The organism is Rivihabitans pingtungensis (assembly GCF_003201855.1).
GTDB classification, from domain to species: Bacteria; Pseudomonadota; Gammaproteobacteria; order Burkholderiales; family Aquaspirillaceae; genus Rivihabitans; species Rivihabitans pingtungensis.
Genome location: NZ_QJKI01000039.1, coordinates 1 through 11,019 on the forward strand (window position 1 = coordinate 1; position 11,019 = coordinate 11,019).

An 11,019-nucleotide genomic window follows, 5' to 3' on the forward strand; every position below is an offset into this window, starting at 1 on the left:
CAACCACCGAAGGGTGAACCGAAGCCCAAGAAGCCCCGCAGCCCGCAGGGCGCGAACTGAAATTTTCGCGGACACGAAAAAAAACCGGGACGCATCCCGGTTTGAAATTTGAAAGGCCACATTCTTATTTTTTGGCTTGCTCCTGATTAATGGCTGCCTGGGATTTTTTATCGAGCTTTTCCCATACCGCAGCCACAGCTCGCCCGAATTTAGCCTCATTTTCCAATGAGGCATCATTGCGGGTGAGGTACGAGTATCCAGCGAGTGCCATCATGCCGCCCCAAATCCCAGCAACCAAACATAAAATAATGGTACCTCTGATCGAATTTTTTTGTGCTTGGATTACCTCCCGCGCTGGTTCTGTCACTTCCCGTTGAACCGTTTCCCGCATTGCTGCTGAAACTTCAGAGAGCGCCCGCTTAATGGAATCGGCTGTTTCCCGGTTAAACTGGGTCTTGGCGGCCAGCACGTCGGCTTCAATTTGCTGTCGTGCTGTCTCTCCCCAGGTAACGGAATATTCATGGATTTTGGCGCGGTAGATGTCACCCGCTTTCGACAGTAGACCGATAAGGTCAGTAATTTCGGTTTTAATCGTGTTGAATTGGCCTGGCAAAATTTGCCCGACGTCTTTCTGTAGGTCTTCAATTCGCTGAATGATTTCAGCGATATCACCTAGCGCATCCTGATAAAGAATGTCGAGTTTAGAGCGCGCGTCATTGCCCATAATCCATCCCCTTTTTTTAACCGAACAGGGCCGAAAATACGCCGTCCAGATTGCGATTCACGCTTTTTGCCAACGACTTGATAACGTGCATATCACTGTAATGGGTTTTCAACTTGGCGTCCCCATCTTTGCCCAGCTCGCGCGCCTTGGCCTTATAGTCGGTATCATCGGCCAGCACGTCGCCGATAGTTACCTTTTTTACTGCCAGCAAATCGAACAATTCATTTTCGAAAATGGCTGCATCAGGGTTGGCGATACAATTTTTCTGTTTCTTGGCAAAATTTAGGATAGGCCCAAACTCATCAGGCACATCGGCTTCAACGCGATTAAACACGACGCGGATTTTTTCGGCAGGAATCCCAAAATCTGCCAGCACAGTAATAATGCCAATGGTTTCTTTTTGTTCTTTTGAGCCGGCAGTAACTGGCACAATAAAGAAGTCAAATTCTGCGTGTGAATCCTCAAATTTCACCATGCCATCTAAGAAGGCTTCGACGTTAGATGCGCCCACGTCGATAATTGCATCATCCAGCATCATCAGCTTTTTGAACAAGTCGCGGAATTTCTCACCACGGATTTTTTCAACGTCAACGCCCAAGCCTTCGGCAGTTTCGTTAATGGTTTCAATGGCAAAAATCGGCGCATTATTCATACGAGGTGAAAGCAGATGTGCCGCAATTGTGGTCTTGCCGACAGTGCCGCTGTAATTCAGGATTGCTGTTTTCATTGTTGCTATTCCTTTTCTGGGTTAGAAAAATCTTCTAAATTAATTTCGCGGTTCCGGGCTTTCCTAATATCCGCCGGGTTTGTGATCCTGCGCGTTTCTGCTGTTTGGCCGCTTTCTGTTGGTGCCTGCACCTGCGGTGCCGCCGCCGCCGCTGGTGTTGATCTGCTGGGCTGCGCTTTTCCCTCCTCTCGTCTCTTAATGTATTTCGAGAGGCCGGCAATTGAGATTTGCACCCCGTTTGCTGCTAAGAACGCGCGCACTTGCTCCAGGGTGCAGTCGTTTTCCCTGAGGGTGGCGATATCGTTCCAGAAGGGGGCTAGCCGGGATCGCTGCGCGGCTGGCGCCACCTTCTTCAAAAACTCGTGGGCATCCATCTAATGGGCTTCCTTAACTTATTTTCAACCAGTTTAAACACGATTTGCTTTGTTGTCAACTGCGATTCAATAGATATTTAACATCTGTTAACCTATGTCGCCAATATTTATACATCTTTTTGACTTTGCTTGACAAGTTTTTAACATTCTTGCTATGCTGGATGTGATTCATAGGCACGTCGGATATGTTTACATCCCGCTACGCGGGCCGTAACATATCCCGTGCCCAAAGGGTGCCCCCTTTGGAAACCCGGCGCTGACGCGCCAGAGCGGCCACATGGCCGCGCCACCTACGGAGGCATGATGACCAGCAAGACCAAGACCAAAGCCGAGGGCGAGAAGCTGACCAAGCCGGTTAGCTTCCGGCTGACCGCCGCCGACCATGCCGCCTACCTGGCGAAGGTGCGGGCGTCGGGCCTCAAGCCGTCCGAGTTTTTCCGCGAGTGCGTTTTGCAGAACCGGACGCAGATTGTTGCCAGACCGAAGCCCAGTCCTGAGCGTAGCCAATTGGTCTATTTGATGAACAAAGCCGGCAACAACATTAACCAGCTCGCACATCGGGCCAATGCCGACCACCTGGCCGGGTTTGTGTCCGAGGCAACCTATACCCGCATCCTGGCCCAACTTGAAATGCTGGCCCGTTACATGAAATCGGCGGTTAAAGATGCTGATTAGGGTTACAGGCGGCAGCCACGGCATTGCCGAATATCTGGTTAATGGTCAGAAGCAAGACCGAGAGTTGACCCGCGATGAATTGGACGAGCGGGTGATTTTGGACGGCGATTTAGAATTTACTGATGCCATCATTAAAGGCATGGAAAAAGAGGGTGAGCGTTATTTGCATATCACTATCGCTTTCAAAGAGGATGCGCTAGACCCGGAGATATTGAAAGGCATTACCAGCGATTTTAAACAGTTCGCTATGAGTGCATACGATGCGGACGAATTTAATTTTTATGCTGAGGCTCATTTGCCAAAAGTAAAGAGTTACGCCAATAGGCAGACCGGCGAGTTAATCGAGCGCAAGCCGCATATTCACATCGTTATTCCAGAGCAAAACCTATTGAGCGGGCAAAACCTTAACCCGTTTGGCAAGGTTGAGCAGCAAGTTAAATTTCTTGAAGCGTTCCAAGAACATGCCAATGCGAAATATGGCCTTGCCAGCCCGAAGGATAACCGCCGCCTAGCGTTCACCAGTGAGAGCGAGATTATCAGTCGATATAAGGGTGACTTGTTCCAGGGTAGTGCAAAGGACGTGAAAGAGCGAATTTTGTCGGACGTGCTAGACCGCAACATATCCGATTACGCCAGCTTTAAATCCCTGCTGGCGGAGCATGGCGCAAGGCGCACTCGCAACGCTGGCAAGGATTCAGAATATCAAAACGTGAAGCCAGCCGACCAGGCCAAAGGCATCAATCTAAAAGATTATGTCTTCAGCCGCGAATTCATCGAGAAGCCAGAGGCCGAGAAGCGGCAATTTCTGGCCAATGAAGGGCGCAGGAAATACGAGAGCCAGCAGCCCGCCAAGCCACTGGCGCCAGAGCTTGCCGCCAGGTTGCAGGAATGGCACGAAATCCGCGCCCCTGAACTGAAATATATCAACAGCGGAAACCGCAACCTATATGCCGCTTATCGTGCTGCCAACCATGACGAAAAGCGCGCCATTCTGGCCGACAGGGCCGAACGCTTCTACACCAAGCACCAAGCGAGCCGCGCCCTTGGTGCAGGCACCTTAAAAACCTTCAATGACAAGGAATCACGCAATGCACGACCAGAATATGACCGAATCACCCCAGACCGAGCCAGGCCAGGGCAGCGCGCCGCCGCTTTATATCAGTCCGACATTGCTAAAACTGGACGTGCAGCAGCGCCCCGACCCCTCTCCAGCGTGCGAAACCTGTCCGGCGTCGGTATGGTTCAGCACGAGCGACCAGCTCAAATGCTTTTGCAGCCAAATGCACCTGATCGTGTGGGACGAGAGCGAACCGCCGATTCTGAAATGCGACGGGCGCGAACTGGCGATTCTCGCGCTCAAGGGGGCCAAGAGCGAGGAGCCGGGAAGCGCAGCACCGACAGCGTGACCGGCCAGCTTCTTGCCGACCAGCAAGAGCGCGCAACCCAGGCCAAGGCCGCGAACCTGGCCGAGTTCGCGCAGATCAAGCGAGAGCTTGACGCGCGCCGCTTGCTGGCTCACCTCAGCAAGACGCACGGCGTGATTCCCGACAAGTACCAGGTGACGAAGGCCAAGGACGGCGGCGACCGCATCAATGCGGGTTCCCGCAATCTCAACGTGTCCGACTTCCTCACCCAGGAAATGCGCCTGAACTTCAACGAGGCCGCGCCGATCCTGCGCCAGGTGTATGCAGCACAGCAGGGCCGGGAAGTGATCGAGGCGAAGACAGAGCCGCGCCGCGAGCTTTGGGAAGCCTTCCGCAAGGCGCAGCCCGACCAGGCCAAGCAGAAGGCCAGGGAGTGGGACGCGCAGCGTCAGAGCGAGAAGGCGCGCCGCGCGACCATCCGCGACGACTACCAAGCCGAGCGCCGAGCCATTCAGAACGACCGCTGCAAGCCCGCCGCCGAGCGCAAAGCCGCCTTGTCTATCGCCCGCATGGAGCGCGTGACTCGGGACATGGCCTTGCGTGAGGCCGTGAGGGAGGAACGGCAGCAGCTCAGGGAGAAACACCGCCAGCCCTACCAGGAGCGTTACCGCGCCTTCCTGGCCGAGCGTGCGAACAAGGGCGACGAAAACGCCCTGGCCGAGCTTCGCCGGCAGCGCGACACAAGCCCAGCGCCGACCGGGCCGAACGCCATCGAAAGCGCCGGCCACAAGCGCGACCGCGACGAGAAGGACACAGCCGCACACCTGGCCCGCTCGCTGGCCTACGACATTGACCGCGCCGGCAATGTCACCTATTACGCCGACCAGACCAGGAGCCGCGCCCTTGTCATCGACTCGGGCCAGCGCGTGACCGTGGCCGCAGCCAAAGACACCCAGGCCGTGGAAACCGGCTTGCGCCTGGCTGTGCAGAAGTTTGGCCCTGATTTGAAGATCGAGGGCAGCGACGAATTCAAGCGCCAAGTGATCGACGCGGCGCTTAAAACCGGCTTGCGCGTTGAGTTCGACAGCAAAGCCATGAACGAGGAGTTAGCGCGCCGGCGAGCGGAGCGCGACGAATTGCAAGCCCGTGGAAAGGCTTTCATTGCTGGCGAGAGAGAGAGGGCAGAGCAGGCGAAGGCACCCAAGCAGCCGGCCCCGGAGAGAACCCCGGAGCCGGAGCACACGACGCAACCCGAGCCCGAGCAGCCAAGAAGGTCGCGCGGGCATGACTATGAACGATAAAGGAGAAACACATATGCTATTTATTGCACCCCTTTTGTTTGTGCTGTTGGTTAATCTCACCCTGGGGGCATTTTCCAAAACGCTGGCAAGCTTGGTGACATTGATCATTATCGCCGGGCCAGTTCTGTGGCACCTCAACGAGCTACGCAAAGTAGGCCGTGACGCGCTGTTGCCAGAGAATTGGACATGGGCATTACGCCATGTGTTGATCGTTGTTCCCGCCGTGTTGGCGGTTTACTGGATGCGCAACGATCACCAGTTGTGGGGGCTGGGCGCGCTGTTGTTCTATGGCGCGCTGGCTACAAACGCGTGGCTTGCGATATTTGCAAGCCTCAAGCTGTCCGGGGCAAATGGGGGAGATGAGTCTGTGCGCCGAGGGTCGGTGCTGGTGGATGCTGCCGAAATGAACGCTCGCACATCGCGCAAGGCCCATGATGACGGCGACGTGACCATTGGCGGCGTGACTATTCCGCGCATGCTTGAAGCTCAGCACTTCCTGATTTCCGGCACCACTGGGGCAGGGAAAACCCAGGTCATCAATGGGATGCTTCGCAGCATCCGCACGCGCAGAAACCGGGCAGTTATCGCTGATCCCGCTGGCGGCTTTTATGCCCGATTTGGCCAGGCTGGCGACTTGCTTTTTAACCCCTTCGACGGCCGTACTGTCGATTGGTCGCCGTTCGCTGAAATCCGCGCCGACTACGATTGCGAGCGCATCGCCAAGGCGATCATTCCCGACGTGGACGGCGGAGAAGGTGCGCAATGGCAACTGTTCGCGCAAACACTACTCGCCAAAGCGATGCTTGCCATGCACCGCAACGGCGAGCGCTCAATGAAGCGCCTCATGTATTGGATGGCCAGCGCCGACCAGAAGCAGCTAGAACCCCTGTTAGCCGGCACCGCCGCTGCGGTGATGTGCCAACGTGGCAACGACAAAATGCTGAACAACACCCGCGCCACCATGCTGCCGTATCTCAGCGTGTTTGAGTACCTGCCCGACGAAGGCCGCTTCTCTATTCGCCAGTTCATTCAGGATGAATCACGCGATAACTGGCTTTTCATCACCTACCGCGATGACCAGATGGGCATGCTGCGTAACATTGTGGCCACTGCTTTGGAAATGGCCATTGTGGAGGGTTTGAGCCTGTCCGAGAACCAGAACCGCGGCTTGTGGTACGTGATGGATGAAGTTGATTCGCTGGGCAAAGTGACCAGTTTAAGGGCCGGCCTCACCAAACTGCGCAAATATGGCGGTCGCTGCGTCTTGGGTCTGCAAACTGTTGCCCAACTGCGCACCACATATGGGCGCGATGAAGCGCAAACCCTGATTGCTAACACGTCGGTGAAATGCATTCTTCGAGCCGGTGACTCTGAAACCGCGAAGAGCATGGAAAACGAGCTGGGCGAGCAGGAAATTGAACGTGTGCAAGTGAGCGACTCGTTTACCACGACCGACGATGGCCAGAGCGAGAGCCAAAATACATCTATCCAAGTGGTGCGGCAATCCACCGTGCTGGCTTCGGAAATCATGGGCCTGCCCGATTTGCAAGGCTTCTTGAAGCTCCCCGGCGATGAAATCGCGCGTATCAGCGTGGACTATGTATCCATGCCAGACCAGAACCCCGCTTTTCAATAACCGACCTGGGCGCGTGATATTCGCGCCCGCGAAAATCTGCGTAAGGAGAACGCGAAATGACCAATCAAACCCGGCACGCCCTGGACAATCTCACCGATGCAGCGGCCAGCAGCTTAGACAACATCACCAAGGGCCTCGGCGAAATTTTCGGGGATCTCGGCAGCGGACTGGTGGACTACCTCAATGAATTGTCTGGCTACGGCAAGGACAAGGACAAGGACAAGGACAAGGACAAGGACAAGGACAAGGACACCCAGCGGGATGAGAAGGGCGAAGCCTTGGCCAAGGTGAACACCTGGAGCGAGCTGGAAACCGGCGAAGACAAACGCCAGGTGCTGGCCGCCGCAGCCGACTATATCAAGGGCCAATCTAAGCCCGCTGAGCAGGCCGCAGACAGCGGCAGCAAAGAGCTGGTGCGAGAGCGGGTTATTGAGGTGCCGCACTACATCAAGGCCATGCCTGAGTATGAAGCAACCCTGGCGCGGCAGCGTGAGCAAGTCGCCAAAGAACAGGCGGCCATGTCCCAAGGCTTGAGCAATCATTATCGCATGGAAGCCTATGAAGCCCAGGAGCAAAGCCGCGCCCATCAAGCCGAGCATGAGGCCCGCCAAGACCCCGCCACTCCGGGCATTGAAGGCGACGCCCCCGACTTCTATGCTCAGGCCGCCGAGGAATTGAACGCCAAGCCCTTGGAGGAAGGGCAGGAAGTCGAAGGCGAAGTAATGGAAGTGCGGCAAGTCGGCGAGCAGAGCTATTACGTGATGGAGCAGGAAGGCGAACGCCTGGCCGTGCCCGCCGGCGACAGCCCGGAATTTCAGGAGGGTGACGAAATCACGGTCATGCGCACCAATGATGGCTTTGAGACAACGGAGGCATACGGCTATGGGCGCTGACCTCCTCAGCGGCTGACCTTGCCGGGCGCGTACTTATAGAACGTGGCCCGGCTGATGCCCAGCGCCTTGCAAATGTCCCCCGGTTTTTTTGCTGGGTCAGCGGCCAAGGCTTCCAGCGCTGCGAGTTTTTCCGGTGCGATGCCAGGGCGCCCGCCAAAGCGCCCACGCGCACGAGCCGCAGCAAGCCCGGCCAGCGTTCTTTCCCTCGTAATGTTGCGCTCAAACTCTGCCAGCGCGGCGAAGACATGAAAAACCAGGCGGCCCGCCGCCGTGGCTGTCTCTATTCGTTCAGTCAAACTCTCGAAGCCAACCCCGGCTTGCTCCAACTCCCCGACGATTTGCACCAGGTCGGGCAGTGACCGGCCCAGGCGATCAAGCCGCCACACCACCAGCACATCACCAGGTCGCACGAAGGCGAGGGCTTCGGCCAAGCCGGGCCTATCGGCCTTGGCCCCGCTTTCCTTGTCCTCAAAGACCCGCCCGCAGTCCGCCGCGCCCAGGGCATCGCGTTGCAAGGCTAGATTCTGGTCTTCGGTTGAAACGCGCGCATAGCCGATTTTCATAGAGTGTCCGTTAAACGTGTCTGGTTAATTGTTTGCGTATTTTGTTTTACAGACGACTTTAAAGGCGGTCAATAGGCGGCTATGGCCTTTTTTCCCTAGCTGTATGCTTTTGTATGAAAAACACTCGTTTTTCGGATTGTATGGCTTGCACCCTTTGCAATTTTTTGTGATACTAGTATCACTTTAACTGGCAAAGGAATAATGCAGAAATGGCCTTGTCAATCCGACTCCCTATCGACGTGGAAAACCGGCTCAAGAACCTGGCTGCCCAGACCGGGCGCACCAAGAGCTTTTACATCACCCAGGCGATTTGCGCCCATCTTGACGATCTCGAAGATTTGTACCTGGCCGAACAACGCTTGATTGATATTCGAGCGGGCCGCAGCAGGACATTCAGTTTAGAAGAAGTGGAGAAAACCCTTGGCTTGGCAGATTGAATTTGATGATGCTTCTCAGAAGGAATTGGCAGCGCTAGACAGGCAGATAGCCAAGCGCATCACGGCATTTTTGCGTGAGCGTGTCGCCGTATTGGATGACCCGCGCAGTATTGGCGAAGCCCTCAAGGGTTCGCGCCTTGGCGAGTTTTGGAAGTACCGGGTGGGGGATTACCGGGTGATTGCGAGCATTGAGGACGGCGCTTTGCGCATACTCATTGTGCGGATCGGCAACCGCCGCGAAGTGTACCGCTAGACGATTTTCGAGCCGTAAGGCTCATAACCCCAGGCCGCTGGAACCGGCCATTTTTCAGGAGTAGTAACTATGAGCAAAACCATCCTCAAGAAGACTATCGCCGCAGTTATCACCGCGATGGTGTTTTTTCCTGTTAGCCCGTCGGTCGCTGGCACGCCGCAGGCTGCGAACGCAGGTAAGGCCGCTGCGAAAACGGTCAACGCTAGACCCGAGGGCGTGAATCTGGACATGATCTATATGCCGAGCAAGGGCAACAAGATCTGCACCGCAGATCAAGGCCAGCGCGATAGCTGCATGGTTGACGTGGTCGTAACCTATGCCGATGGTGTCACCCGAAAAGAATTCGGCGTGTACGTTGGCCGTGACCTCATCGTCACGAATTACGAACTTGTGACCGGCCACGGTGACACCCACGCAGTGAAGCCAGGCGACGGCCACGCTTACACGGTGGCGCTCGGTGATGGAACGACCCGCAAGGCGCTGCCATGGGCCTTTGTGCCCGGCTCGGTGGCCGTGTTGCGGATGCAGTAAGCAGAAAGGAAAGCGGGCGTGTCTGGACACACGCCCGCCAAGCTTGCGGAGTAGCAACCCTTTGAACGAAAGGCACCACATAGCTATGTCTCATCATACCGCATGTAAAGCAAAAACGCTTGACGAATCGCTTGACGAATTTGGACGCAACCCGCCAGCAGGCGAAGCCGCGCCCAAGACTAAGACTAGCCCGACAACGCGCCGTGACTTGAAACTGATCGAGGCAAGCGCCTTGATTGCCTCTGAACCTCCGAACGGCAACGACATGGCCTTTAATCATGCCGTGCTGTGCCAAGTCGGTTTACCGCGCTCGAAAGTGGCGGGCGAGAAGTTCATGCGCCAATCCGGTTCCGCATGGGTCAATGTTCAGGCGGGCTATCTGGATGAGGGCAACGGCCCTGTTATGCAGCCTATCCCCTATGGCGCCATGCCGCGCCTGGCGCTGGCTTGGGTTTCGACCTATGCCAAGCGGAACCACACGCGAGAAATTCCGATAGGAGACAGTGCAAGCGAGTTCCTGCGCTTGCTTGGCCAGCCGACTACGGGTGGCGAGCGCGGATCTTTTCGCACGTTGCGCACCCAAATGCACGCCCTGGCCGCGTGCCGCTTGCAGTTGGGTTACAAGGGGCGCACGTACAACGGCCAGCCAATTGAGCAATTCGACGCTTGGCAGGCCAACAAAAACACGCAGCAAAAGGCCCTTTGGCCTGGCGTGATGCTGTTGTCCGATGGATATTTTTCCGAGCTGATTGCCAACGGCGTGCCGCTGGATAACCGGGCCTTGCACGCGCTCAAGGGTTCCGCCCTGGCACTGGACGTTTATGCCTGGCTGGCCCACCGGCTGTACCGCATCGAGAGCCGCCCCGTGATCTTGCATTGGAAGTCGTTACGCGAGCAGTTTGCCCAGGAGTACCAAGGCAAGGACGCAGATAAAGACTTCAAGAAGAAATTTGTTCCGGCGCTGAAAGCTGCCCAGGCGGTCTATCCGACAGCCAAGGTCAAGCAGGTTATGGGCGGTGTGATGTTGCTGCCCTCGCCGCCGCCGATCCCGTTCAAGGGCGCGTAACCTCCCTGGCCCGCCGCTACCGCGCCGGGCACGCTCTACCCTGCCTACTCGCCGACCCTGCCGGACTTATTGTGTTTTGAGGGTCGGCGGCACGCTGAATCAGACCCCCCACTCAAGCTCTGATAAGGACTTGGCGCATGTTGGTAAGTTTGTGGACGGTGCGAGTTGTCCACGCTGAATCAGACCCCCCCACTACGCTGAATCAGACCCCCCCTATACCGGATTTTCACGCTGAATCAGACCCCCCCTAGCACGCTGAATCAGACCCCCCCTAAACCGTTAAGGTTTAGCCGTTAACATTATGCCGTTAATTTTCAAACCGATAATTGAACCCTCTCGCGCTGTGGAAAAGTCAGCAAACGGCCCAAAGGCCGGGGCACCCCTACGGGGTTCCCCCACCTTCGGCGGCCCCCCCTCCCCTTAAAATGCCGCCAGCCTGCTGGCTGTCGAACTGCCCGCGAGATGTGGCCGCACT

Annotated in this window: 12 protein-coding genes; 8 read left to right on the forward strand and 4 right to left on the reverse strand. The window is 56.4% G+C overall.

Translation table 11 applies throughout. The annotated features are described in order from the left end of the window. Positions 1-124: 124 nt before the first annotated feature. Genes DFR34_RS16375 through DFR34_RS17020 form a run of 3 tightly spaced genes read right to left on the reverse strand, consistent with a single transcriptional unit; the run spans position 125 to position 1,825 of the window. Positions 125-724, reverse strand: a complete 600-nt coding sequence (locus DFR34_RS16375) for a hypothetical protein (protein ID WP_110392231.1) — start codon at positions 722-724, stop codon at positions 125-127. Positions 725-740: 16 nt separating this feature from the next. Then, positions 741-1,451, reverse strand: coding sequence for a StbB family protein (stbB, locus tag DFR34_RS16380; protein WP_110392232.1), 711 nt, complete (start codon positions 1,449-1,451; stop codon positions 741-743). Positions 1,452-1,456: 5 nt separating this feature from the next. Then, positions 1,457-1,825, reverse strand: a complete 369-nt coding sequence (locus DFR34_RS17020) for a hypothetical protein (RefSeq protein WP_146215191.1) — start codon at positions 1,823-1,825, stop codon at positions 1,457-1,459. 303 nt (positions 1,826-2,128) lie between these two features. On the opposite strand from DFR34_RS17020, the gene DFR34_RS16390 reads away from it, so the two are divergent. From DFR34_RS16390 to DFR34_RS16405, 4 genes are read left to right on the forward strand one after another with little or no spacing between them, the layout of a single operon-like run. Further along, positions 2,129-2,500 carry a plasmid mobilization protein gene (locus DFR34_RS16390; protein WP_110392242.1) on the forward strand — a complete coding sequence of 124 codons (372 nt, stop codon included), beginning with the start codon at positions 2,129-2,131 and terminating at the stop codon, positions 2,498-2,500. Then, positions 2,490-5,165, forward strand: coding sequence for an LPD7 domain-containing protein (locus tag DFR34_RS16395; protein WP_110392234.1), 2,676 nt, complete (start codon positions 2,490-2,492; stop codon positions 5,163-5,165). The genes DFR34_RS16390 and DFR34_RS16395 overlap by 11 nt, the downstream gene beginning before the upstream one ends. Then, on the forward strand, positions 5,149-6,801 hold the full coding sequence (locus DFR34_RS16400; RefSeq protein WP_211309467.1) for a type IV secretion system DNA-binding domain-containing protein: 1,653 nt from the start codon (positions 5,149-5,151) through the stop codon (positions 6,799-6,801). Before DFR34_RS16395 ends, DFR34_RS16400 begins: the two co-directional genes overlap by 17 nt. A gap of 56 nt (positions 6,802-6,857) precedes the next feature. After that, positions 6,858-7,694 (forward strand): hypothetical protein, encoded by an 837-nt coding sequence (locus DFR34_RS16405; protein WP_110392236.1) that lies wholly within the window; start codon positions 6,858-6,860, stop codon positions 7,692-7,694. A 5-nt stretch (positions 7,695-7,699) separates the two neighbouring features. Here the strand turns inward: DFR34_RS16405 and DFR34_RS16410 are convergent, their stop codons facing one another. Beyond that, the gene (locus DFR34_RS16410; protein ID WP_110392237.1) at positions 7,700-8,257 is read right to left on the reverse strand and encodes a recombinase family protein; all 558 of its coding nucleotides are present in this window, start codon (positions 8,255-8,257) and stop codon (positions 7,700-7,702) included. A 209-nt stretch (positions 8,258-8,466) separates the two neighbouring features. Between DFR34_RS16410 and relB the strand changes: the two genes are divergently transcribed. The 4 genes from relB to DFR34_RS16430 all read left to right on the forward strand — a co-directional run bounded on the left by relB (position 8,467) and on the right by DFR34_RS16430 (position 10,544). Then, complete coding sequence (gene relB, locus DFR34_RS16415; RefSeq protein WP_110392238.1) at positions 8,467-8,694, forward strand: type II toxin-antitoxin system RelB family antitoxin; 228 nt, start codon at positions 8,467-8,469, stop codon at positions 8,692-8,694. Further along, on the forward strand, positions 8,678-8,947 hold the full coding sequence (locus DFR34_RS16420) for a type II toxin-antitoxin system RelE family toxin (protein WP_110392239.1): 270 nt from the start codon (positions 8,678-8,680) through the stop codon (positions 8,945-8,947). The genes relB and DFR34_RS16420 overlap by 17 nt, the downstream gene beginning before the upstream one ends. A gap of 69 nt (positions 8,948-9,016) precedes the next feature. Further along, entirely contained in the window at positions 9,017-9,478 is a 462-nt protein-coding gene (locus DFR34_RS16425) for a hypothetical protein (RefSeq protein WP_110392240.1), read from the forward strand. Between the two features lie 208 nt (positions 9,479-9,686). Further along, the gene (locus DFR34_RS16430) at positions 9,687-10,544 is read left to right on the forward strand and encodes a replication protein RepA (protein ID WP_245906931.1); all 858 of its coding nucleotides are present in this window, start codon (positions 9,687-9,689) and stop codon (positions 10,542-10,544) included. Positions 10,545-11,019 lie beyond the last annotated feature (475 nt).

What these genes read in the sequence shown, in the direction of transcription:
- DFR34_RS16405 (WP_110392236.1), top strand. Translation starts at nt 6,858, where the DNA reads ATGACCAATCAAACCCGGCACGCCCTGGACAATCTCACCGATGCAGCG.
- DFR34_RS17020 (WP_146215191.1), bottom strand. Translation starts at nt 1,825, where the DNA reads ATGGATGCCCACGAGTTTTTGAAGAAGGTGGCGCCAGCCGCGCAGCGA.
- DFR34_RS16425 (WP_110392240.1), top strand. Translation starts at nt 9,017, where the DNA reads ATGAGCAAAACCATCCTCAAGAAGACTATCGCCGCAGTTATCACCGCG.
- relB (WP_110392238.1), top strand. Translation starts at nt 8,467, where the DNA reads ATGGCCTTGTCAATCCGACTCCCTATCGACGTGGAAAACCGGCTCAAG.
- stbB (WP_110392232.1), bottom strand. Translation starts at nt 1,451, where the DNA reads ATGAAAACAGCAATCCTGAATTACAGCGGCACTGTCGGCAAGACCACA.
- DFR34_RS16395 (WP_110392234.1), top strand. Translation starts at nt 2,490, where the DNA reads ATGCTGATTAGGGTTACAGGCGGCAGCCACGGCATTGCCGAATATCTG.
- DFR34_RS16375 (WP_110392231.1), bottom strand. Translation starts at nt 724, where the DNA reads ATGGGCAATGACGCGCGCTCTAAACTCGACATTCTTTATCAGGATGCG.
- DFR34_RS16390 (WP_110392242.1), top strand. Translation starts at nt 2,129, where the DNA reads ATGACCAGCAAGACCAAGACCAAAGCCGAGGGCGAGAAGCTGACCAAG.
- DFR34_RS16410 (WP_110392237.1), bottom strand. Translation starts at nt 8,257, where the DNA reads ATGAAAATCGGCTATGCGCGCGTTTCAACCGAAGACCAGAATCTAGCC.
- DFR34_RS16400 (WP_211309467.1), top strand. Translation starts at nt 5,149, where the DNA reads ATGACTATGAACGATAAAGGAGAAACACATATGCTATTTATTGCACCC.